This is a genomic window from Methylotenera sp. 1P/1, assembly GCF_000384355.1.
Taxonomy (GTDB): Bacteria; Pseudomonadota; Gammaproteobacteria; order Burkholderiales; family Methylophilaceae; genus Methylophilus.
In genome coordinates this window covers 2,374,344-2,397,767 of record NZ_ARWC01000001.1, presented here as the reverse complement: position 1 = coordinate 2,397,767, position 23,424 = coordinate 2,374,344, and the positions used below count along the sequence as shown (strand labels likewise).

Annotated in this window: 27 protein-coding genes, 1 tRNA gene and 1 pseudogene; 8 read left to right on the top strand and 21 right to left on the bottom strand. The window is 46.4% G+C overall.

Features of this window, described 5'->3' with window-relative positions; translation table 11 throughout:
• Positions 1-169 precede the first annotated feature (169 nt).
• From ctaD to A3Q3_RS0111640, 4 genes are all read right to left on the bottom strand, one after another.
• Entirely contained in the window at positions 170-1,762 is a 1,593-nt protein-coding gene (gene ctaD, locus A3Q3_RS0111655) for a cytochrome c oxidase subunit I (protein WP_020183766.1), read from the bottom strand.
• A 43-nt stretch (positions 1,763-1,805) separates the two neighbouring features.
• Positions 1,806-2,972, bottom strand: a complete 1,167-nt coding sequence (gene coxB / locus A3Q3_RS0111650) for a cytochrome c oxidase subunit II (RefSeq protein ID WP_025223730.1) — start codon at positions 2,970-2,972, stop codon at positions 1,806-1,808.
• A 22-nt stretch (positions 2,973-2,994) separates the two neighbouring features.
• On the bottom strand, positions 2,995-3,456 hold the full coding sequence (locus tag A3Q3_RS0111645) for a DUF2244 domain-containing protein (RefSeq protein ID WP_020183764.1): 462 nt from the start codon (positions 3,454-3,456) through the stop codon (positions 2,995-2,997).
• A 187-nt stretch (positions 3,457-3,643) separates the two neighbouring features.
• Positions 3,644-3,730, bottom strand: a tRNA-Leu gene (locus tag A3Q3_RS0111640).
• A 49-nt stretch (positions 3,731-3,779) separates the two neighbouring features.
• On the opposite strand from A3Q3_RS0111640, the gene queA reads away from it, so the two are divergent.
• Together queA and A3Q3_RS0111630 are read left to right on the top strand one after the other, a co-directional pair.
• Positions 3,780-4,811, top strand: a complete 1,032-nt coding sequence (queA, locus tag A3Q3_RS0111635; RefSeq protein ID WP_020183763.1) for a tRNA preQ1(34) S-adenosylmethionine ribosyltransferase-isomerase QueA — start codon at positions 3,780-3,782, stop codon at positions 4,809-4,811.
• 131 nt (positions 4,812-4,942) lie between these two features.
• On the top strand, positions 4,943-5,800 hold the full coding sequence (locus A3Q3_RS0111630; protein ID WP_029647242.1) for a hypothetical protein: 858 nt from the start codon (positions 4,943-4,945) through the stop codon (positions 5,798-5,800).
• Between the two features lie 67 nt (positions 5,801-5,867).
• On the opposite strand, the gene A3Q3_RS0111625 is transcribed toward A3Q3_RS0111630, so the two are convergent.
• The 12 genes and pseudogenes from A3Q3_RS0111625 to A3Q3_RS0111570 form a co-directional block, all read right to left on the bottom strand.
• On the bottom strand, positions 5,868-6,371 hold the full coding sequence (locus A3Q3_RS0111625) for a DUF1097 domain-containing protein (protein ID WP_020183761.1): 504 nt from the start codon (positions 6,369-6,371) through the stop codon (positions 5,868-5,870).
• A gap of 211 nt (positions 6,372-6,582) precedes the next feature.
• On the bottom strand, positions 6,583-7,176 hold the full coding sequence (locus A3Q3_RS0111620; RefSeq protein WP_020183760.1) for a lytic transglycosylase domain-containing protein: 594 nt from the start codon (positions 7,174-7,176) through the stop codon (positions 6,583-6,585).
• A 20-nt stretch (positions 7,177-7,196) separates the two neighbouring features.
• Entirely contained in the window at positions 7,197-8,906 is a 1,710-nt protein-coding gene (locus A3Q3_RS0111615; RefSeq protein WP_020183759.1) for a proline--tRNA ligase, read from the bottom strand.
• 89 nt (positions 8,907-8,995) lie between these two features.
• A complete protein-coding gene (locus tag A3Q3_RS13935) occupies positions 8,996-9,619 on the bottom strand; it encodes a hypothetical protein (protein WP_026361898.1) in 624 nt (207 codons plus the stop codon).
• Entirely contained in the window at positions 9,588-10,097 is a 510-nt protein-coding gene (locus A3Q3_RS0111605; protein ID WP_020183757.1) for a TPM domain-containing protein, read from the bottom strand. The genes A3Q3_RS13935 and A3Q3_RS0111605 overlap by 32 nt, the downstream gene beginning before the upstream one ends.
• Position 10,098: 1 nt before the next feature.
• Positions 10,099-10,956: a YgcG family protein gene (locus tag A3Q3_RS0111600; RefSeq protein WP_081623309.1), complete on the bottom strand. Its 858-nt coding sequence runs from the start codon at positions 10,954-10,956 to the stop codon at positions 10,099-10,101.
• A gap of 46 nt (positions 10,957-11,002) precedes the next feature.
• Positions 11,003-11,602: a LemA family protein gene (locus A3Q3_RS0111595; protein WP_020183755.1), complete on the bottom strand. Its 600-nt coding sequence runs from the start codon at positions 11,600-11,602 to the stop codon at positions 11,003-11,005.
• 117 nt (positions 11,603-11,719) lie between these two features.
• Positions 11,720-12,328, bottom strand: coding sequence for a hypothetical protein (locus tag A3Q3_RS0111590; protein ID WP_020183754.1), 609 nt, complete (start codon positions 12,326-12,328; stop codon positions 11,720-11,722).
• A complete protein-coding gene (rimI, locus tag A3Q3_RS0111585; RefSeq protein WP_020183753.1) occupies positions 12,325-12,801 on the bottom strand; it encodes a ribosomal protein S18-alanine N-acetyltransferase in 477 nt (158 codons plus the stop codon). The genes A3Q3_RS0111590 and rimI overlap by 4 nt, the downstream gene beginning before the upstream one ends.
• Entirely contained in the window at positions 12,798-13,487 is a 690-nt protein-coding gene (gene tsaB / locus A3Q3_RS0111580; protein ID WP_020183752.1) for a tRNA (adenosine(37)-N6)-threonylcarbamoyltransferase complex dimerization subunit type 1 TsaB, read from the bottom strand. Before tsaB ends, rimI begins: the two co-directional genes overlap by 4 nt.
• A 43-nt stretch (positions 13,488-13,530) precedes the next feature.
• A pseudogene (gene arfB, locus A3Q3_RS14040) lies at positions 13,531-13,937 on the bottom strand (alternative ribosome rescue aminoacyl-tRNA hydrolase ArfB).
• Positions 13,938-15,881, bottom strand: a complete 1,944-nt coding sequence (locus A3Q3_RS0111570; RefSeq protein WP_020183750.1) for an ATP-dependent DNA helicase — start codon at positions 15,879-15,881, stop codon at positions 13,938-13,940.
• Between the two features lie 181 nt (positions 15,882-16,062).
• On the opposite strand from A3Q3_RS0111570, the gene A3Q3_RS0111565 reads away from it, so the two are divergent.
• Together A3Q3_RS0111565 and A3Q3_RS0111560 are read left to right on the top strand one after the other, a co-directional pair.
• Positions 16,063-16,350, top strand: coding sequence for a hypothetical protein (locus tag A3Q3_RS0111565; RefSeq protein ID WP_020183749.1), 288 nt, complete (start codon positions 16,063-16,065; stop codon positions 16,348-16,350).
• A gap of 60 nt (positions 16,351-16,410) precedes the next feature.
• The gene (locus A3Q3_RS0111560) at positions 16,411-16,941 is read left to right on the top strand and encodes a C40 family peptidase (protein WP_020183748.1); all 531 of its coding nucleotides are present in this window, start codon (positions 16,411-16,413) and stop codon (positions 16,939-16,941) included.
• Positions 16,942-17,065: 124 nt separating this feature from the next.
• Here A3Q3_RS0111560 and A3Q3_RS0111555 read toward each other — a convergent pair whose 3' ends face one another.
• Positions 17,066-17,527 carry a bacterioferritin gene (locus A3Q3_RS0111555; protein ID WP_020183747.1) on the bottom strand — a complete coding sequence of 154 codons (462 nt, stop codon included), beginning with the start codon at positions 17,525-17,527 and terminating at the stop codon, positions 17,066-17,068.
• A 101-nt stretch (positions 17,528-17,628) separates the two neighbouring features.
• Complete coding sequence (locus A3Q3_RS0111550) at positions 17,629-17,931, bottom strand: SelT/SelW/SelH family protein (protein ID WP_020183746.1); 303 nt, start codon at positions 17,929-17,931, stop codon at positions 17,629-17,631.
• A 137-nt stretch (positions 17,932-18,068) separates the two neighbouring features.
• Here A3Q3_RS0111550 and A3Q3_RS0111545 point away from each other — a divergent pair, with 137 nt between their 5' ends.
• From A3Q3_RS0111545 to A3Q3_RS0111530, 4 genes are all read left to right on the top strand, one after another.
• Positions 18,069-19,490, top strand: a complete 1,422-nt coding sequence (locus A3Q3_RS0111545; protein ID WP_020183745.1) for a S41 family peptidase — start codon at positions 18,069-18,071, stop codon at positions 19,488-19,490.
• A gap of 134 nt (positions 19,491-19,624) precedes the next feature.
• A complete protein-coding gene (locus A3Q3_RS13925; protein ID WP_033424960.1) occupies positions 19,625-20,815 on the top strand; it encodes a (Fe-S)-binding protein in 1,191 nt (396 codons plus the stop codon).
• Positions 20,816-20,824: 9 nt separating this feature from the next.
• Positions 20,825-21,448 (top strand): 2-polyprenyl-3-methyl-6-methoxy-1,4-benzoquinone monooxygenase, encoded by a 624-nt coding sequence (gene coq7 / locus A3Q3_RS0111535; RefSeq protein ID WP_020183743.1) that lies wholly within the window; start codon positions 20,825-20,827, stop codon positions 21,446-21,448.
• Between the two features lie 28 nt (positions 21,449-21,476).
• Complete coding sequence (locus A3Q3_RS0111530) at positions 21,477-21,803, top strand: DUF2322 family protein (protein WP_020183742.1); 327 nt, start codon at positions 21,477-21,479, stop codon at positions 21,801-21,803.
• A gap of 7 nt (positions 21,804-21,810) precedes the next feature.
• Here A3Q3_RS0111530 and A3Q3_RS0111525 read toward each other — a convergent pair whose 3' ends face one another.
• The 3 genes from A3Q3_RS0111525 to A3Q3_RS0111515 form a co-directional block, all read right to left on the bottom strand.
• The gene (locus A3Q3_RS0111525) at positions 21,811-22,212 is read right to left on the bottom strand and encodes a VOC family protein (protein WP_026361896.1); all 402 of its coding nucleotides are present in this window, start codon (positions 22,210-22,212) and stop codon (positions 21,811-21,813) included.
• On the bottom strand, positions 22,212-22,643 hold the full coding sequence (locus A3Q3_RS0111520) for an OsmC family protein (protein WP_020183740.1): 432 nt from the start codon (positions 22,641-22,643) through the stop codon (positions 22,212-22,214). Before A3Q3_RS0111520 ends, A3Q3_RS0111525 begins: the two co-directional genes overlap by 1 nt.
• A 199-nt stretch (positions 22,644-22,842) precedes the next feature.
• Positions 22,843-23,313, bottom strand: a complete 471-nt coding sequence (locus A3Q3_RS0111515; RefSeq protein WP_025223712.1) for an FKBP-type peptidyl-prolyl cis-trans isomerase — start codon at positions 23,311-23,313, stop codon at positions 22,843-22,845.
• Positions 23,314-23,424: the final 111 nt, after the last annotated feature.

The window sequence follows — 23,424 nt, the reverse complement described above, 5'->3', positions numbered from 1 at the left end:
ACTGATGCCAAACAGTAAATATCGAAACCACATACCAAACGAACACAATGGCACCAATAATGATGGCAATTTTTTTGTTGCGTGCGTTTTTTAAAGCTTCTTTTTGTTCCATTTAAAACAGGACTTGGCTGTACCAAGCCCCATATTTCCTTAGTTACTCAACAATAAATTACTTAATAACAGGTTGTTCGTTAAAGCTATGGTATGGCGGTGGAGATGGTAATGTCCATTCCAAGCCTTCTGCACCTTCCCACACTTTATCTGTTGCTTTTTGACCGCCTCGAGCACAACTGATGATGTTATACACAAACAACAATTGCGATAGACCCAAGATAAAGGCACCTATTGTCGAGATCATATTGAACTCAGCAAATTGCAATGCATAGTCAGGAATACGACGTGGCATACCTGCTAAACCAACAAAGAATTGTGGAATGAAAGTCACGTTGAAAGAAATAGCAGTTAACCAGAAATGCAGTTTACCTAACTTCTCGTTGTACATATGACCAGTCATTTTTGGCAACCAGTAGTACACGCCTGCCATGATACCCATGATACCGCCAGCAAACAGTGTGTAGTGGAAGTGCGCTACAACGAAATAGCTGTTGTGGTATTGCGCATCAGCTGCTACGTCCGCCAATACCAAGCCGGTTAAACCACCGATACCGAACAAGATAATCCAACCCACCGCAAACAACATCGGTGTTTCAAAGGTCATGGAGCCTTTCCACATGGTCTTAATCCAGCAGAAGAACAACACGGCCAATGGGAGTGAAATCGCCATCGTGCTATACATAAAGTAGAGCAATGCAGGCACAGGCATACCCGCTGTAAAGAAGTGATGCGCCCAAACAACCACAGCTAACGCACCAATTGCCCAAAGTGAGTACACTTGTGCTTTGTAGCCATACATTGGTTTACGTGAGAATGTTTGTAAGATTTGTGGAATGAAACCCCAAACTGGCAATAACAAAATATACACTTCAGGATGACCAAAGAACCAGAATAAGTGTTGGAACATGATTGGGTCACCACCACCAGCCGCATCAAAGAAGTGCGTACCGAAGTGACGGTCTGTCAACAACATGGTCACTGCACCAGCCAATACAGGAATAGTCGCAACCAATAAGAATGCAGTAATCAACCAGCCCCATGCAAACATTGGCATTTTCATCAACGTCATGCCAGGTGCGCGCATATTGAATAACGTCACAATGATGTTGATAGAACCCATCACAGATGAAATACCCAATAAGTGAACGGCAAAAATAGCGAAATCTACACCAATACCGCCTTGCACAGACAGTGGTGGATAGAATGTCCAGCCTGTTGCTAGTGCACCATCGCCAATGCCAAATAAAGCCAAGGTAAATGGTAGGGTAAGCAGAATTGCTGAAGGAGGAAGTAACCAGAAGCCCCAGTTATTCAAACGCGGAAGCGCCATATCTGGTGCACCGATTTGCAACGGGATCATCCAGTTAGCAAACCCAGTGGCTGCAGGCATCAAGGCCGCGAAAATCATGATCAACGCATGCACGCCAATCAACTGGTTAAAAAAGTCAGGGTTCATCAACTGAAGACCTGGCTTAAATAACTCGGCACGGATACCCAAAATCATTGAGCCCCCTACCAAGAACATAATTAAAGAAAAGGTAAGATACATCGTACCAATGTCTTTGTGATTTGTTGTTGTCAACCAACGCATGATACCGGTTGGGTGATCGCTGTGCTCTTCATGATGCGCTACAGTTGTAGTACTCATAATGCTCTCCTAATCGCCTTAGAACTATTTAAAAAAATACTAATTATTCACGTGCCGCTTTAACTTGCGTAGGCTGAACAATTGGGTCTACAGTTGCTGCATTACCTAGCGCTTGTCTTTCGTAAGTAATGACTGCAGCAATCTCAGTATCATTCAACGTTGCCTTCCAAGCCGGCATGACACCTTTACCGTTTAACAAACGATCCAGATGACTGTCTTTTAAATATTTTCCATCTGCGCCAAAAATCGGCCCAGTTGCGATTTTGCTGCCTGTCAGTGCAGGGAAAGCAGGAGGCAAACCAGCACCCGTCACTTGGTGACATACAGCACAGTTTTTCTCGTATACAGTTTTACCTTGCGCAACCAAGTCTTCTTTAGTCATTTCTTTGACTTCGCTTGCCGCTTTTTGTTCTTCTTGCTTTTTAGCAACCCAAACCTTGTATTCTTCCATCGGCACTGCGTTGACCACTACAGGCATATAACCATGACCTTTACCGCACAATTCTTTACATTGGCCGCGGTAAGTACCAGCTTTTTCCACTTGCACCCATGTTTCACGAATAAAACCAGGCACTGCCACACGTGATGAACCAAACTGAGGCACCCACCAGTTATGTAGCACATCAGATGCTGTCATCAAAATACGCACCTTCTCACCCACTGGCAACACCAAAGGATTATCCACTTCTAATAAGTAGTGCTCACCTTTTTCTGCTTTATTGTGCAGTTGGTCATCTGTCGTCACTAAGTTGCTGACGAATTTAATGCCTTTTGCGTCACCATCTAAGTACTCATATTGCCAACGCCATTGTGAACCGGTAATTTTAATGACCATATTCGATTGATCACGCGTGTCTTCCATCATCACCACACTGTGGTACGCCGGAATACCCATGATCACAAAGTCAATTAAGAGCAGAATTGCAAAAGGGATCAGTGTCCAAAAAATCTCTACGGCTGTAGATGGCGCTTTGTCTGCAACGGCTTTGTAACCCTTGCTTTTACGGTGTGCAAAAATTGAATAGATCATAATTGCGAGCACTGCGAAGAAAATAATCGCAGTAATAATCATGAATTTGTTATGCACATGCAATGTATCCAACGCCATTGGGGTCACTGGCTCAGGAAAGTTCCAACTGTAATCCGCATATACATTGAGCGAAGCCAGCAATGCAGCTAAACCTACCCCAATTTTTTTAAACACTTGCATCTCCATTACTCCAAAATCAAATTTAGTTAATGTTTCTTAATTTCTTTTTTAGTTCTCGCACCAGAGCAAGTCGCTGCTCATCGTCGATAAAATGCTTGCCAAACTCCACCTCTTTGCCGTGCGATCCAATCATTAGAGCATGCTTACCGCCTGCGGACTCTTTCACACTGACCTGTGTCCAATAACGCTGAAACACTGTCGCACTCACATCTCGATTGTGTTTTTTTTCGACCAGCACTTGGTCACCATCGATTGTAATGCTCTCAAAATCAGCAGCATGCAACCTAATGTAGTAGAACGCTAACGCAAATGCCAACAATTCCAACCCAGCAAACGGCAACACTAACCATGCCCCAATATGCGTAAACCCCACCGCAACCATCAATGCAATCACTGCAAGAATCGCTAACAACTTATAAGCACCCTCAGAAGTCAGGGAGTTATTTGGTCGCGCAATAATTTTGTAATCAAACACTGATAGCATGGAACAAATCCCAGTGACAGACAACCAATCTTGTAACAACACACTTAAGACTTGTTACAAACTGTTACAAGCCCGTGAAAAATAGCACAAAAAAAGGGCTTTTTCAAGCCCTTGCGTCGTACCATGATGATTTTATGCGGTTATATTTACTTAATATCTAGCCATCGCAGATGTATTTTACGATTGCTGGTGCCGGGAGCCGGAATCGAACCGGCACGTTGTTTCCAACGCGGGATTTTGAGTCCCGTGCGTCTACCAATTCCGCCATCCCGGCAGGAGGTATATAATGTGCAACTTCGCTATTATAACAAGCTATTCGCATTATGCGAACCCAAGAATTCGATTTTTATTTACCTTCTGAGTTAATTGCACAATTTCCGGCAGAAAAACGTAATGGTAGCCGTCTGTTACATGTGGATGGCAATTCCGGTCAACTGGTGGACGGTACATTTGCACACCTGACAGACTGGTTATCTCCGCATGACCTCGTTATCTTCAATGACACGCGCGTGATCAAAGCGCGGCTGTTTGGACAAAAGTCGACAGGAGGTGCTGTGGAAGTCATGATCGAGCGTGTACTGAATGACCACGAAGCGCTAGCCCATGTCCGCGCATCGCGTGCACCCAAACCCGGTGCGCGACTACTGTTAGAGAATGCCATTGAAGTAGAAGTCACCGCGCGCCAAGATGATTTATTTTTACTCAAATTTCATCACGCATCGTCTATCTTTAATCTGCTGGATCAGTATGGGCATTTGCCACTGCCACCTTATATTACACATGCAGCCGAATCTGAAGACGAAACACGCTACCAAACCGTATATGCGAAACATGCTGGCGCAGTCGCCGCACCAACTGCCGGTCTGCATTTTGATGAAACCATGCTAAGTAATATACAGGCGATGGGTGTTCGTATTGCTTATGTGACCTTACACGTAGGGGCAGGCACCTTTCAGCCAGTCAAGGTAGATGAGATTAGCGCCCACAAAATGCACAGTGAGCGCTACCAAATTCCAGAAGAAACCGTGGCCTTGATTCAATCCACTCGTCAAAATGGCGGACGCATTTTGGCCGTTGGCACTACCGCGCTGAGAGCTTTAGAAAGCGCAGCACAACACGGACCACTGTCAGCCGGCAGTGGCGAAACCAATATTTTCATTACGCCTGGCTATTCTTTTAATGTGGTGGATCGCTTGCTGACTAACTTTCACCTGCCCAAAAGTACCTTAATGATGCTAGTGTCAGCCTTTGCTGGCTACACCCACATCATGTCGGCTTATGAACATGCTATTAAGCAACAATACCGCTTTTTTAGTTATGGGGATGCCATGCTGATTGAGCGTGCAACACTGTAGGAACTATGTTGACTTAAACCATGTCGATTGACTATTCGATTGCACTACTACTTATCACAATCATTTATTTATCATACGTATTTATTACACGGGGATTCAAATTGCGCCACTCTGTATTCAAGCCAAGCCTAATGGCTATCTTCATTTCAACAGGCGCGCTATGCACGCCGTCTCTGCAAGCTGAAGTTATCTCCGAGGCGCAACTAGGCATTAAGATTCCATTGGTTAAAAAACCAACCACACGTCCGATGACCGTTGCCTATGTCCCTTTCAATCAGACTTACTACATTGCCGATGGCGGATTGGCGCCGATAGGCTCTGAGTTTGAAGCACCCAGCTCCAAGTCTGAGATTCATGCATACTCCAAAGAGGGCAAATACATCAACTCGGCCAAGCCAGGCTATGACAATCGCTCGATCTACTTCAACCCCAATACTGGCAAGCTAGAAACGGTGACCTACAATATTTCCAGTAGTGTTGGCTTCTCACCGAACACCGGCATTTACTCGATCGATTTGGCTGAGACCGGTGAAGTCAAAGACACCTCTGGCGAAGTGATTCAATTTAACCCTGCGTTTGGTGATGCTGCTACCATGCCCACCTACGACGCTGAGAATAAGCGCTACTTTGCCAAACAAGAGCGCAGCAATATCGTGTGGATTGTAGATCCAAAGAATCGCGAAAAACTGAGTGAGATTAGCTTGGATTTTAAAACCCCAAATGTTCTGCACGATGATATCAGCGATCATTTTATTGCGTATACCGGCGTCAAAGGCCATGAGCTTGTGTTGCTGGATGTCGATCACAAAGCAGCGCTGGTGTTTGACCTGACCGGGAAATTTATTGCCAAAAGCGAATTACCCAAAGACATGAAGTTGCGTGCACAAAACCATTACAACGGACTCGGCTATACCAATGATATGTTGTTTGTGTATCACGAAACCGAAGGCGAGTTTGGCACCTATTGTGGGTTTAAAGTCGTCAAATAAAATGCAATCGCAACAGATACAAAAAAACCGCATCGAGATGCGGTTTTTCTTTTGTTACAGGAACAAGCTATTTACCAAGCGCACCTGCAAGCTTACCGGAGGCCAGCCCGAACAATGCACCAATGACAGTTGAAATAATCACCATGATCACAGGGTTAGTAGCATCTAATGCAGTCACATTGGCAGCAGAGCCAGCGGTTAACGCCAAACCAGCTGCAGCTGCATAGCCGTAGACATTAGCAGGCACAACAGACAAAAGGTTACAGCCCGCCACAATTACCAACAAAAATACAGTGACGGCAATAATGACTGGCACTGCCAATACACCCAAACCAGCCAGCATACCTGAGTTCACCAAGTACAGCGCAACCCCGGCAATCACTGCACCATACACCATGCCTGCGATTGTTTTTTGTAATGCTGCGGTGTCTCCACCCGTATGGAAAAAACACCCCCATGCAATAAACCCAACCCACACCAGCGCAACACTTGCCAATGGATTAAAAGCTAAAAATGCCCAAACGCCCCCTAAAACCGCGATACTTACTGCCAATGCTGTTAACTTCGACATTCTGTTCTCCCTTTGTTTTGGTCCTGCTCATTTTTAAAAAAGTCTTCTATGCTAAATCGTTAGTGCATACAGCCCTTGTTTAAAACTTTAAGCACAAGAACGCCATGCGCTAACTGAAACGCAGTCTAGTCTCATTTTGGTGCATGTTGCAAGTTTTTTTAAATTTGACCGCCCCAATCTAGGGCGAGTTGGAGAGTTTGAAGCGAGGTGTTTAACGTGATGCGGTTACGTAATCCCAGTGCTTACGCCAAGTATTGACAACTAAATTAGGGTATTGGGGCTTACCAAGGCTACCATTGTAGCGACCTAGTGCACGGAAATAATTACCACGCTCAATGTCTAAATAGTGCCTTAAAATTGTGCATCCATAGCGTAAGTTTAGGCGCATATCAAACAAATTATGATCTTGACTGCCGATACTACGCACCCAAAATGGCATCACTTGCATATAACCACGCGCGCCCACACTCGATACCGCATATTTTTTGAACCCACTTTCCACCTGGATTAACCCTAATACCACTTGCGGATCCAACCCTGCCCGCGTGGCCTCGTAATGGACTGATCTCAAGAAATCTCTTCTGTATGTCTCATCAGGAATGCGCTTTTGCAGCCTCACTGACATTTGCTCAAGCCAAGCCTCACCCTCTGCCGGATTATCAAATATCAACTGCGGTGCCGCCAAATCACTGATGGATTTTTGCATCACCGCCTTCACACTATTCGATAGCGGCTCTTCACGCTGACCACCTGCAAAGCAAGTAGCCACGAGACACATCAGCACAATGAAAAGAGTTTTACGCATGGATATATTAAGTCACTTTTTTAACTGATTAATACCTGTTGAATAAAATTTAAAGTATCTGGTAACGCGATCGTTTGTGCATCAGGCGATTTACGTGATTTATATTCCACATTACCCTCAGCCAAACCGCGATCACCAATCACAACCCGATGTGGTATACCCATCAAATCGCTTTCCGCAAACATGACGCCCGGGCGTTCATTTCTATCATCGAGTAACACATCGACACCGGCCGCTGTTAAATCTGCATAAAGCTGTAAAGCCGTTGTTTTCACTTGATCGCTTTTATCCATCCCAATTGGACAAATTACCACTTCAAACGGTGCCATGCTCAATGGGAAAATAATCCCTTTGTCATCATTGCCTTGCTCAATGGCAGCACCCACGATACGAGATACGCCTATGCCATAACAGCCCATTTCCATGACTTGCGATTGTCCATGCTCGTCCAAATAAGTCGCATTCATGGCCTTGGCATATTTGGTACGCAATTGGAAGATATGCCCGACTTCAATACCACGACAAAGAGACAATGTGCCTTTGCCATCTGGGCTGATATCACCCGCAACTACATTGCGGATATCGGCCACCACGCTAGGCTCCTGTAAATCACGAGCAAAATTCACGCCAGCCAAATGGAATTTAGGTTTATTCGCCCCACAAATAAAGTCGCTCATGGCTGCAACCGTGCTATCTGCAATCACATGCACGTTTGCACCTACATTGACCGGCCCAATAAAGCCGGGTGGACAATTTAAATTGGCGCGAATCTCTTCTTCAGTGGCCAGCCTAAAATCGGCCAAACCTGACAATTTTGTCAGTTTTACTTCATTCAGCATGTGGTCACCACGTAACAATGCGAGGTAAAACTTTTCTTGTGCAACAAAGGCCACCGCTTTCACCGTGCGTTCAATGCCAACCCCTAACAGTTTTGCCACATCTTCACAGGCGGTTTGCTTAGGGGTGTCAACTTCACGCATGGATTCACTGGGCGCTGCGCGGGTTATCGTCGTCACAGCTTCAGCCAATTCCACATTGGCTGCGTAATCGGATTGCTCACAGTAAGCCAACGCATCTTCACCGCTATCGGCCAGCACGTGAAACTCTTGTGAGCCATCACCACCAATGGCGCCTGAATCTGCTTTGACCGCACGGAATTTGAGCCCCAAACGCGTAAATACATTGCTGTAGGCTTGGTGCATCTCGCTATAGGTGTTCTGCAAACAGTCGTAGCTGGTATGAAACGAATACGCGTCTTTCATCAAAAACTCACGGGCGCGCATCACCCCAAAACGTGGGCGAATCTCATCACGGAATTTAGTTTGAATTTGATAAAAATTCAATGGCAATTGCTTGTAGCTATTGATTTCTTTACGTGCAATATCGGTAATCACTTCCTCATGCGTTGGGCCAAAACAGAAATCGCGTTCATGGCGATCTTGAATTTTGAGCATTTGTGGCCCGAATACTGCCCAGCGACCTGTCTCTTCCCACAGTTCTTTAGGTTGTACGGCAGGCATCAGCAACTCCAACGCACCGGCTTTATTCATTTCATCGCGCACAATGTTTTCAACTTTGCGTAACACACGCAAGCCAAGCGGCATCCAGTTATACAGGCCACTGCCTAGCTTTTTGATTAAGCCTGCACGTACCATCAATTTGTGGCTGATGAGTTCTGCATCGGCAGGTGCCTCTTTTTGAGTGGCAATAAAAAATTTTGAAGCGCGCATAGCGAATATAGCCTTTAACTAGCAAATCTTGAGAAGGATGAATTTTATAGGGAATCGATCAATTAGTCAGCAGAGTTTGTGGACGACCGTTAGCGCGGTACCGGACTATCCTCCGGCACATACCCATCTTTCCAAACTTCAAACGGTATAATCGTCGCAGGCTGCCCATTATCATAAAACCAACTGTCCACCGCATAGCGCTGCCCAGTATCGGTTTGGCGAATCACCGCAGTGGTATGTGGCCAGCCAGAAAAAAAGAAATGTCGAGTGCGGGTATCTTCCACTGTGTGATGCCTCACCAACCCAGCTTGGACGAGCAAGCGCAAATAAGTGGTGGTATTGATGGACTCGTCATTACAGTCCAATTGACCAGGAAACTTAGCGTTATTAAAAGTACCTGCTTTATCACCAGCGGTACCAATATTGACGCCTATCAGTGACTCCAACTTGCCTACTGCGCGCGCAATCATCAAACGTTCTTGCTGCGCGTCTTCTGGCATTGGTGAAAATAAATACGTGATTTGATCCCACTCCGCTTGCGAGAGTTGGGTCAGCGATAACTTTGCGCAACCGCCGCCATGACAAATCTCCATACGATCCAAACTAGGAGACTGGCGAAAAATACGGTTAATGTCGGCCATATCGGCATGTGCGCCGAGCGCCAATACTAAACAATATAAACTACAGCACCACTGGACGATTTGAGAGCTCATTACGCTGCTCATTCTGCGTGGGAAAATGCTGGCTCAATAATGCGCCGATTTCGGCGATGCCACTCACAACACCTTCCTCAAAAGCACCTTGTCTAAACTGCTGTTCCATATGGTGGCAGATTGACTCCCAGCCATCATCTCCCACCAAGCGATGAATGCCACGGTCGGCCACGATTTCCACATCACGGTCAGCCAGTAGCAGATAAATCAGCACCCCATTGTTATGTTCGGTATCCCAAATATTCAATTGCCCAAATAATTCCAGCGCACGTCGCTTGGGAGTTTTCTTCCAAATAATATCCATAGGATGCAAGCCAGCTTCAACAACAAAGCGCATCTCCCCTGCATGCAGGCGCTCACTATTGGCAATGGCGGCCTCAATGCGCCGAAGCGCTTGTGGCGAGAAATGGCGGCACACATGCCACGGCGTACTCAGTGCGTGTCGCATAAAACGCAGAATGGGATGCAGTCTCTTCATATTACCAATCTCCAGAAGCGCCGCCGCCGCCAAAATCACCACCGCCACCACTAAAAATATCACGCCCACTCAAACCACCACCACCATAGCCGCCACCATAGCCAGTTGGGTAACCGCCATAACCACCACCGCGATTACCACCCATAGCTAGTGTGAAAATAAATGCGGCAATAAAGACTAATCCTACCGTGAGCAATGCACCGCCCAACACCCACACCAACACACTGAGCGCGCCACCATTGAGCGCGCTGCCAGCATAGGTACCAAATATACTGCGCAGCACCATACCGGTAAAAATGGCCACAAACATCAAAATAGGCAACCACTCTAACAACCCACCACCTTGCGACGATTTTTTTTGTGGCGCAGGCAGCGCTTCACCTGCAATCAACGCTGTTAATTGATCGATCGCAGCGTTGAGGCCACCCTCAAAATCACCTTGGCGAAAACGCGGTGCCATGGTCTCGCTAATCACGCGTTTGGCAGTTAAATCCGGGATAGCGCCTTCTAATCCGTAACCTACCTCAATGCGCATTTTACGGTCCGCTTTGGCCACAATAATAATCACACCATCATCTTGCTTGTCACGCCCGATTTTCCAAGCCTCAGCGACACGTATGCCAAACTGGGCAATGTCTTCTGGCTGTGTCGTATCCACTATCAGCACCGCGATCTGACTGCCTTTTTCTTTCGACAATTGGTTAAGCTTTTGTGCAAGCGACTGCTGCGATTGAGGGGATAAGGTCTGTGTTAAATCCGTGACCGGTGAAATCACTGCCGGGATTGCCATAGGCGCAGAAAATGCCGGCAGTGCAATCCAACTCAGCACTAGCAGCACCCACTGCACTAGTTTCAACATGACGTTCACCTGCATAATGCCGTGTATTTCACTACCATCACGTAGATTATTTAGTGTTTCCAAAATCAACTTTAGGCGCAGAGGAAATGGCTTTTTCATTCTCTACGGTAAATGAAGGTTTTGCTTTGTAGCCAAACATCATGGCCGTTAAGTTATTGGGGAAGCTACGCACTGAAATATTGTATTCTTTCACTGATTCAATATAGCGATTACGTGCCACGGTCACACGGTTTTCCGTGCCTTCCAACTGCGCTTGTAAATCTCTAAAGCCTTGGTCTGCTTTCAAGTTAGGATAATTCTCAGCCACCGCCATTAAGCGTGATAGTGCGCTTGTTAATTGACCTTGAGCCGCTTGGAATTTAGCAAACGCTTCCGGGTCGTTCAGCACTTCTGGGGTCACTTGAATGCTGCCTACTTTAGAACGTGCATCGGCCACTTCAGTCAGCACTTCTTTTTCGTGTTCAGCATACCCTTTTACAGTCTCCACTAAATTTGGTACCAAATCGGCACGGCGTTGATATTGGTTGAGCACTTCTGACCAACTGGCCTTGGTTTCTTCATCCAGCGTTTGAAATGCATTGTATCCGCAGCCGGACAAACCCAGCACCAGTAACAACGGAAGTAGTTTGGTATAAAGTTGACGCATGATTCACTCCTTAATTAGTGTGGAATATGTTTGTGCAATGATCGTTGATTAAAAGATGGCGGTTAAGCTAGCAATTTCAAGCCTAAGCTATATTGCCTGATGATGCACTATACGCGTTTACTGCGTATTTTTCTGCGTTGCATACGCTTTAGCATCACACATCACACGCCATGCATTGCGTTTAAGCATGGGGGTTTGCAGTAGATCTGCTGGATGATCGATCACCCAGCAATTGCTTTGTGCATGTAGAACAGGTTGGTTGCCTAAAGTTTCCACGTCTGGCGCTTGCGTGCCCAAAAAAGTATTGGCGGCGGCCAAACCAAACAGCAGTGCGTACTCAGGTTGATAGCGCAGCAACACTTGCTCATCATGTACCAGTTGATAGTCAGTAGACAATAGTTGCATGGCATTGATCATATTCTTCAATAACGTCAGCATGTCTGCACTGGCAGGCGCTTCAATATTGGTATCTGGTAACGGACAATACAATAGCCATGTCACCGCCACTTTTTCTAACGGTGGTTCTGCCGATACTGGAGACAGCGTTGAATGAGGCGTTTCAATTTCCGGTGGCAAAATGATTTGCGGGGGTTCAGGCACATCAGCCACTTTAGGTGTAGCAATAGATTGAGACACAGGCAGAGGTGCCGCCACCTGTGCAGAATTCAATTGCCATACCGGCAGTAATTCTAACTCACGGAATATATCTTCACGCGTTACACTCATAAGGCCAGCCCCATTAACATCGCATCCTCACGCCCCGATTTAAAGATAACCGGGTCAGCAGGATAATACCCTCGGCGTATCGCCATCTCGCAAAAACCCATACTTTCATACAAAGTGATGGCAGAAAGATTACTCGTGCGCACTTCCAAAAACATATTGGCGGCCTTGTGACGCCTAGAAACCTCTATCATATGCGTCAGCAAATAGCGGCCTAAGCCCTGTTTTTGTTGGGGCTTAGCCACGCTAATATTGAGCAAATGCGCTTCATCCAGCACCATCATCATTAAAGCATAGCCAATGATTTTTTGTTGTTGTAACAGCACCCAAGCGCTATATCCTGAGTTAAGCGAATCTACAAAATTGCCACGTGTCCACGGATGCGAGTAAATAGTAGGCTCAATCACCATGATAGCCTCCATATCCTCCATCTGCATGGGCCGCAATGCCAATGCTTGCGCTAATACCGCACTCATATACGCAACCCCTGTGCACGCTCTTGCGTGGTTAAAGCAACACGATTCCGAATATAAATCGGTGCAATGTCTTCTGCCGCTTGTGCTAATCCAGCCAAAAACATAGGTTGCGCCAATGCCAAAATAGCTTGCGCATTCGGCGTCACGGCTGGCAGTATTTTACGTAACTGATCTGCATATATAGCCGTTAATTGTGGCGCATACACCCCCCAACCACTGCCCGCGCCTACCCAATCGCTGCCTGTGAGCGCTGGCACTAGCTCTGGCTTACATACAATCGCCGGAGAGATCGCTGTCCACACATCCGTTACTTTCTCATAGGCCGCAAAATACACCTCACCCATGCGCGCATCCTGACAAACAATCACTTTATCTTGTCCGCTGGCCTGCGCGACTGCCATTAAGGTGTGCACCCCTACTACTGGCAGGTTTGCACCAAATGCCAAGCCTTGGGCGACGCCACAAGCAACACGCACACCGGTAAATGCACCAGGCCCGGCGCCAAATGCAACACCATCCAGCGCGGTTAATTCAATATTAGCGCTTTGTAATAGGGCGTGAATCTCCGGCAAAATACGCTGAGAGGCGGTTGCACCAGCCTCAACATCAAACGCCCAAGACTGCACACCTACCTGTAGGGCAATAGACAAAAATTCAGTAGAGGTATCAAAAGCGAGTAAATTCATGAGTATGTGTGGGCTGTGCCATCTGCAAAACAGATGTGAAAAATCATTCGCCTATTTTGCCATAATCTACACGACCGCGCCCTAGCTTGATTTTACCGCGCTGTACTTTTCCCTCGACTCTGCGCTTTTGTGAAGCACGTGTAGGGCGCGTGGCATAACGTGTTGGCAGCACAAAATTCGCGGCATTCACTATCTCATGCAAGCGTTTAATCGCGTCTTTTTTATTGGCTTCCTGCGTGCGGTATTGTTGTGCCTTAATAATCAACACGCCCTGTTCCGTAATCCGGCTATCTTTGCTCTCTAGTAAACGCGTCTTCAGCCAGTCGCTTAAAGATGAAGCCTGAATATCAAATCGCAGGTGAATTGCACTCGATACTTTATTCACATTTTGCCCGCCCCTTGTGCACGTATGGCGGTGAGTTCGTATTCAAACTCAGGTATCAATAACATTTACTGTGAATCACTTTCAGTAAAGAATGCCTCTACGTCCGCCAACTCTTTAGTGCGCTTAAACGGCGGCAAGCTTTGCCAGATGCGTCTGCCATAGGGTTTGGTAATTAGGCGGGGATCGCAAATCACTAATACGCCTCGGTCTTGTTCATCTCGAATCAATCGGCCGGCACCCTGCTTTAAGGTAATCACGGAATACGGCAATTGATATTCCATAAAGGCGTTTTTGCCTTCCTCGTTCATTTTGTCAATGCGCGCAGACAGTACGGGATCATCGGGCGGTGCGAATGGCAACTTATCAATAATCACTGCACTCAGTGCTTCGCCACGCACATCCACGCCCTCCCAAAAACTTTGAGAGCCGACCAACACGGCATTACCATGTGTACGGAAACGGTCCAGCAACTCAGTACGCGTACTCTCGCCTTGCATCAACAACGGATACTCCATGCCCTGTTCGGCAAAAGCTTCTTTTAGTAGCGCGTGTACTTCGCGCATGGCCTTGAGTGAGGTACATAATACAAACGCCCGCCCTCGGCTGGCTTGAATCACAGGCAAACTGACTGCAGCCACGGCGGCAGTATAGGCAGAACTATTCGGATCCGGCATATTGGCTGGTGCATATAATAAGGCTTGGTTGCCATAATCAAACGGGCTCTCCCAAAACCCAGTAGCCGCATCATGCAAGCCCATTTGGGCAATGTAATGGCTAAAATCACTTTTCACCGCCAACGTAGCCGATGTAAATATCCAGGCACGCGGCTGCGCATTCAATTGTTTACCAAAACTTTCTGCCACACTCAGCGGTGTAGCATGCAATTGCACGCTTTGCGTAAACACCTCAACCCAGCGCACTAAATTGGTATTGCTGGCTTTCAGCCAACTTTCGAGTTGCGCTAACAAGGCCTCACCACGTTGCCAGCATTTTTCCAGCGCCGGGTCGCGTGCTGCTTGCGTATCTAGCACGGCATTGAGTTGGCGCAACGCCGCTTGCATATCGCTAAAAGCGGTTTCAAATTTTTTCAATGCCAATGCTTTTTGCACCGGCATGCGCGAGCCTTCGTATTGGAACACCAGCCTAAAATCTTTACATGCTTTTTCCAGCACAGGCACAGCATCACCCAACGCTGCACAGTCTTTGGCAATACTCAAGTACAGCATCATGCAATCGCGCGCTAACTCCATCAACTGGCTGGTAGAAATATCCTCACCAAAAAACAAGCCGGCCACTTCCGGCAGCTGGTGTGCCTCATCAAAAATGACGGTATTGGCGCTAGGCAGCAGTTCGGCCACGCCTTCATCACGCAACATCACATCGGCAAAAAACAAATGATGATTGACCACTACCACATCCGCAGCCAACGCCTGTTTACGCGCTTCCATCACAAAGCACTCTTTGTAATATTGGCACTCCTGCCCCAAGCAGTTATCACGGGTGGAGGTGACTTGCTGCCAGACTGTCGCGTTTTCAGGCACAGTTGTTAGTTCAGCTTTGTCACCAGTGGGTGAGTTTTCTGCAAAACTTTGAATGATTGGGAGATATTGCGCATCTTCGCGCGAGGCAAAGCGCCCTTCTTGGCTGGCCCGTGCCAAATGATAATGGCAGACATAATTGGCACGGCCTTTGAGCATACTTACCGTGACTGGCACTTTGAGCGCATCTCGCACATTGGGTAAATCACGATTAAATAATTGGTCTTGTAAGGTTTTCGTCCCGGTGGAAATAATGACCTTACCCCCGGAAAGTAGCGCAGGGACTAAATAGGCAAAGGTTTTGCCGGTACCGGTGCCTGCTTCTGCTACCAATTGCTTGTTTTCCTGAATTGCGGACTCAATCGCCAACGCCATTTCAAGCTGTTGCGTGCGCTCGCTGAAACCTTCGATTGCTTGTGCTAATGCACCACCCGTTTTAAAAACGTCGTGTAATGATGATGGAACTGACATCCCAAAATTATCCCATGAATATGTAAATTTTCCGCAAACATCCTGTTATTTAAGGCTTTTTCACATTTAATCTGCAAAAATAATCTTGTCATACGAATAATAGCCTGTTAGCCTAAGCATGCTGTACGTTTCACCAAATCACATTTTTGTACCTTGTATCAATATTATTTTGGGAGGTTGTATGGATCTAGGTCTTATTATTCAGTTAATTAGTGGTGCAGTAGGTGGCAACATTGCAGGCAATCTAATGAAAAATGCAAGCTTAGGCACGCTTGGTAACTCATTGGTGGGTATTTTAGGTGGTGGTATTGGTGGTCAGCTACTCGGCATGTTAGGCGTTGGCGGTGCTGCTGCAGCTGGTAGCATGGATATTGGCACCATCATCACTCAAGTGGCAGGTGGCGGAGTGGGTGGCGCAGTATTACTCGCTATTGTCGGCGCAGTCAAAAACGCAATGGCAAAACAATAATCAATCACTCAAGCCTATCTGCAGACAATGACAGATAGGCTTTTTTATTGATCAGTTTCTATGTACAAATTACTCTTTCTGATGAGCTTGTTATGCAGCAACATCTGTCTTGCAGATGATCTGATTAAAGCTGCAAGCCACGCCTCGATGGCTGAAGAAACGCCAGAGGCAGTCAACACCACACCAACTTGGTCGGATAAAGCACAAGAAGTCTTGATGCAAGCGCTTAGCCTAACCGGCATTCAATATAAATATGGCGGAAAATCGCCCGAAACTGGGTTTGATTGTAGTGGCTTTGTGCGCTATGTGTTTAGCCAAGCCACCAAAATCACACTTCCCCCAACCGCGCGCGCCATTAGCCAAATGGGTAAGACCGTTAAAAAAGATGAATTGCAGCCCGGCGATTTAGTGTTCTTTAATACATTAAAAACTGCGTTCTCACATGTAGGTATTTATATGGGCGACAACAAATTCATTCACTCGCCTAGTGCTGGTGGCAGCGTGCGCGTGGAAAGTATGGACAGCGCATACTGGAACAAGCGTTTTAACGGTGCGCAGCGCATTGAAGCCGCTCCGGAAAACCCTCATTAAGACACCACACGCAACAAAAAAGCAGCCAACTGAAGCTGCTTTTTTTTATTAGGCTTTAAGTATTGCTTCTAGAAAAATATTACGGAAAAATATTGTGCCTAGAATAACGCCTTGCATTCACCACTTACTCATGAAATTTTGCAATTTCACCTGGCTTACGCAACATTTTATCCACTTCGCCCAAATGTAATTCTTCTTGATAAATCATTTCACGCGCATATTCTTCCAGCATGACAGACTCGCCTTCTACCAGCTTCAGCAAAGCTTTATAGCTATTGAGTGCAGCGGTTTCATGCGCCAATGATTCGCGCAAAATATCGCCGATATCGTGATTATGCGTTTCTAGCAAAGGCCCAATCGATAATGAGGGATGTCCACCTAAGTGCGTAATGAGTTCGCCTGCTTTATCGGCATGTGTGAGCGATTCTGCTGCTTGGCTACGCAGCCAGGATACAATTGGAATACGGTTGTAACCAAACACCATCAATGCGTAATGTGTATAACGTACTACGCCGGCTAATTCAAACTCTAAAATAGTATTCAATGCTTTGACTACCGGGGTACTTGCTGCGTGATCTGTTGCCATTTTATGCTCCTTTGCACCTGATTATTCGATACGACAACCGCAGTGTAACCAAACTTTTCAACCCTTGCAGAATTGAGAATAGTTCACATTGCGAGTCTCAGTTAAGAAGCACCCGGTTTATCGGCCTGATGGCCATCGCTGTGCCCCAAACTGCGTTCTGGATCAATCACATCTCGTATCAATTGCTTGAGCTCTTTGGCCTCTGGAAACCGTCCCATTGCTTTACGTGAGTACAACACTGCGCCATTTAAACGCACCTCTAATATGCCGCCAGTGCCCGGCACTAAATTCACAGAAGCTAAGTCCTGTTCAAATGTTGTCAATAGTTCTTGAGCCAGCCAAGCCGCGCGTAGCAGCCATCTGCATTGGGTACAAAACTCAATCTCTACTACATGTTTTTGCATGTCTCACCTTAAAATTCATTAAATTCTGCGCATTGGGTATATGCAATTATATTGAAATAGCGGAAAATGAACCTATTGTTTTGTAAGCAACTCTTACTCTAGCTGTTCTATTTACCTATTCACTATAAAGGTTTTACATGCGTTCTTCATTAGAAAAATTCGGTCTGATTGGTTCTGGCGTGCTCATTGGCGTATTGGTGAGTTTAAATATCTCTGCTTGGGCAGAAAAAAACTTAGCCCCTCAATTACCCATTGATGAACTGCGTGTATTTGCAGAAGTGTTTAGCAAAGTAAAATCCGATTATGTCGAATCCGTTGAAGACAAAAAACTCATCAACGAAGCGTTGTCCGGCATGCTACAAGGCTTAGACCCGCACTCTACGTTTATGGATGCAGATGCCTACAAAGACTTGCAAGCGGGTACACAAGGCGAGTTTGGCGGCTTAGGCATTGAAGTGGCGATGGAAGACGGCTTAGTCAAAGTAGTCACACCGATTGAAGACAGCCCAGCTTACAAAGCAGGCTTAAAATCTGGCGACTTGATTATGAAGTTGGACGAAACGCAAGTACGGGGCTTGACATTAAATGATGCCGTAAAAAAAATGCGCGGCACCCCAGACACTAAAATTACGCTGACTGTGATACGTAAAGGTGAGGAAAAGCCGCTGAGCTTTACATTGACCCGCGCCATCATCAAATCACAAAGCGTGAAAAACAAACTGATTGAAAAAGACTACGGTTATGTGCGAGTCAGCCAGTTCCAAGAACACACCGGTGAAGATTTAGCCAAAACACTGAAAACATTACGTGAACAAAACAAAGGCCCGTTTAAAGGCTTGGTGCTTGATCTGCGTAACAATCCAGGTGGTTTACTGGATGCAGCGGTCGGTGTATCTGCGGCATTCTTACCAAAAAATGATTTAGTGGTATATACAGAAGGCCGTGTAGCGGATTCTAAAATGCGCTTATCTGCCACGCCGGGTGACTATGCACGTCGCGGAAAAACGGACTATTTAAAAGACTTGCCTGAAGAATACAAACAAATTCCAATGGTCGTGCTCATCAATGCAGGCTCTGCTTCAGCGTCTGAAATTGTGGCGGGCGCATTGCAAGATCACAAACGCGCCACGATCTTGGGCATTCAAAGCTTTGGTAAAGGTTCCGTGCAAACGATTTTGCCGATGAACAATGGTAGTGCAATCAAGTTAACCACTGCACGTTACTTCACGCCAAATGGCCGCTCTATTCAGGCCAAAGGCATTGTGCCGGACATTGTGGTAGAAGATGGCTCTGACCCTTCTCTCAGCCTGCACGAGGCAGATTTGAGCAAGCACTTATCTAACCCAACCGATAATAATGCTGCTAAAAAAGAGGAAGATGCAGCTAAAGCGCCTGTAGCCAAAGAAAAATTGAATGAGAAAAAATTTGCAGAAGCTAAAGGCCCGATTGAGCCTGCCAGCAAAGATGACTTCCAATTTAATCAAGCCATGAACGTATTGAAAGGCTTACCAGTACAAAAAGCCCCAGAGCCGGCAAAAGTGAGCGACACCAAAAAATAATCGGCTCACTCAATGATTACACCGGACTGATATCCGGCTGGACTGAACAATGCCCTGCATGTTTTTCACTTAACAAGTAGAAACCTGCGGGGCTTTGTTTTACTATGGTAGCAAGCTTTATTTTGTAAGTAGACATGACCTTATCTATCCAACACACCATTCAGGAAGCCGATCGATGTGTCGCCTGCGGACTGTGTTTGCCACACTGCCCCACATATTTTAAAACCGGCTCAGAAGCAGACTCGCCACGCGGACGCATTCAACTCATCAGTGCCGTTGCCAAAGAAATCATCCCCAACAATGCACGCTTTAAAGCGCATATCAACGCATGTTTAAGTTGCCGTAACTGTGAAACAGCATGCCCCAATGGCGTACATTATGGCGCACTGATTGATAGTACACGCAGCATTACCCAACAGCCGAATACACTCGCGAATTGGCTATACTGGTTGACGCAAAAGCCATTCGCTTTGCGCCTTAGCAGCCAGCTATTACGAATAGTGCAGCGTATTGGCGGTTTAGCAATATTAAGTAAACTGAATGTAAATATTTCACACAAGATTGCACTGCTGCCGCCACTGACACACACACAAACTTGGCAAGCTTTTTACCCTGCAACGCAGACCAAACGTGGGGCTGTGAATTTGTTCTTAGGTTGCATCACCAATGCTTTTGATGCCGAAACCCTAAGGGCGAGCATTCATGTACTCACACGCCTTGGGCATGACGTACACATTCCACCAGCACAAAGCTGTTGTGGGGGCATTGCGCGCCAACAAGGGGAGAGTACAACTGCAGAGCAATTGATCGCCAATAACGTGGATGCTTTTGAGAATGGTCTACCTGTACTCACGACAGCCAGCGGATGTGGGGCTGGCTTAAAAGATTACACACAGCTACCTGTGCAAGACATCAGTGACTTTTTGACGCAATGCGATTGGAATGACGTCGCGTTAAGCCCCTTACCCGTCCATGTTGCATTACATGAGCCATGTACCTTACGCAATGTCATGAAATCCGGAAAATCCGTAACCACATTGCTGCATCGCATTCCGCAGATTCAAGTGTCTGCGATAAAAGGCAATATGCAGTGCTGTGGCGGCGCTGGCACTTACATGCTACAACAACCGGAAATGGCGCAAGCGCTGTTGGCAGACAAAATGGTGGCGCTAGAGGGGGATATTTACGATTATTTAGCGACCTCGAATATTGGCTGTGCCATGCAGCTAGGTTCGGGTATTCGCCAACAAGCGATGCCGATTAAAATCCTGCATCCCGTTGTGCTGATTGCAAAACAGATGGGGTTTAAATCCGAATTAGATTAAACTACGCATATGATGATAGATCGATTGATTACTACATTTGACACTGGATTGCGTACGCTCTTTGCGCAGCCAGTTGCCTCACGTGCCAGACCAGATGGCAATACCGAAGAAGCACCACTTTCAACTGCAGAAAAAAATCAAGCTGCGGCGCTAATGCGCATTAATCATGTAGGCGAAGTGTGTGCACAGGCGCTGTACAGCGGCCAAGCCTTTGTATCGCGTGACGCCACCATCGTCAATGCGTTAAAGCAAGCGGCAACCGAAGAAACCGACCATTTGGCTTGGTGTGAAGGTCGCATTCATGAACTGGGCGGACGCAAAAGCTTGTTAAATCCGTTGTGGTATGTGGGCAGTTTTGGCTTGGGTACAGTAGCAGGATTATTAGGTGACCGTTGGAATTTGGGGTTTTTGGCAGAAACCGAAAAACAAGTGGAAGCACATTTGGCAAGCCACTTGGAGGTACTATCACCCGCAGACCACAAAACGCGAAAAATCGTAGCACAAATGCAAGCTGACGAACGCGAGCATGCAGATACTGCGCATCAATTGGGCGGCGTGGCACTGCCGATTCCTGTACAGTTTGGTATGAAATTCGCCTCTAAAATCATGACCAAAACTGCTTATTATGTTTAATTTTATTTCTACAAGATTTAGGTAAACCATGCAAAAATTTAGCGACATTCTATTAACGCTTGACAGTGCCGACCATGTGCAGCGCATTGAGTTATTTGACGAAAATAACGAGCCGGCGGGCGTCATTGAGAACAAGCCTGGTAGCCTAGGCTCACTCAAGGTCTATCACCATCTTTACAAGATGTACGGGGCAATTACGCTAGATGCTGCGGTAGAGGGATTGTCATTGTATGCAGAACACACCGAGGATGCGGAAAACTGTCCAGGCAAACACCCTAATGTAGACCGTTTATTAAATATTCTAGAAAACGAAGCACCGCTGACTGTCAAAATCACAGACAATCTATCCAACTAAACGATCCCTATTTTATCAAGCTGCGCATGATAGGCGGATGATAAATCAACTCAAGTAAGTGCCCTACGCTATCCAAGCAGTAAAAACCGCGTGAACCATCACGGTGTGTTTTGGGCGCTTCAGTAATACGTACTTGGTGCGATAAAAAATAGTCGTGCCAAGTATCGACGGCTTCAGGACTATCTAGCACAAACCCAATATGATCTAAGCGCTGTTGCGCTTGCGGGGTGTAATCCACACGGTGCAACGCAAATACATCCCCTTGGTTGGTCAGATACACATTGTCTGGGTCTGGATGCCACTCAATATGCATCCCCATTATGCGTGTATAGAAATCAATGGCTGATTCCAGGTCTTGCACAAACAAGGCGACATGGCGAATACCCACCATCCCGGATGGTCTATGCATTATGCGCCCTGTTGAGTCGTTGGTTGAATAACGAAGTCATGTGTAATGTCCACACTTTTGCTCAGCATAATGGACGCTGAGCAATATTTCTCGGCAGATAGTTTAACTGCACGCTCCACTTGGGATTCATTCAAGCCATCGCCCGTGATCACAAAGTGCACATGTATTTTGGTGAACACTTTGGGAATCTCCGCTGCACGTTCAGCTTGAATTTCCGCCACACAATCCACAATGGGCTGTCTTGCTTTTTTTAGAATGGCGACTACATCGAATGAGGTGCAAGCACCCATCCCAATCAGCAACATTTCCATGGGACGCATGCCGATATTACGGCCACCATTCTCTGGCGCGCCATCCAATACCACCGCGTGACCAGTTTCGGATTCACCGACAAAACTCACGCCTTCCACCCATTTGATTCTTACTTTCATGATTGAACCCTAAATCTATTGATGACTGTCTCCAGCCGCAAAACCATCAATTTCTAAGCCAGATAAGACACGAGATCGAAAAAGCCTGCGCGGCATACATGTAGTATGTAACCAGGATTTTTTGACCTAGCAACGCCATATGGCAACGCAATGCTTTAAGCAAGCAATTCGCAAAGCGGGTGCTCGCAAAGTGTTGACTTTATTTAACGTCGAGCAGTTCCACATCAAATACTAAAGTAGCATTCGGCGGAATCACTCCACCCGCACCACGTGCACCATAGCCCATTTCTGGTGGAATGATAAGCGTACGCTTACCACCAATCTTCATGCCGGCAAAGCCTTCATCCCAGCCCTGAATCACTTGTCCGCCACCTAAAAAGAAATTGAACGGCTCTTTTCTATCGACACTGCTATCAAATTTCTTACCTTTTTTGTCTTCTGCCGCTGGGTCATACAACCAGCCGGTGTAATGCACAGTCACGTTGAAGCCAACTTCAGCTTCACGGCCAGTGCCCACTTGTGTATCAATTTTCTGTAGTTCTGTAATTTGCGTTGTCATCGCAGGTTTTCCTTCTTGAGTGTTATTGGTGGGAGCTGTCTCTGCTTGGCAGCCAGAGACAACAAGGGCTGCACATAAGCTTAAGAACCATCTACTTTGAATGCGTTTCATACGAGAGTTCACTTGAATAATAAGCAATCCAATATGATACTTGAAATTCGGAATTGACTGATAATTCACAATAAAAAAGGGAGCTATCTTAGTCCCTTTTTTATCATCTGT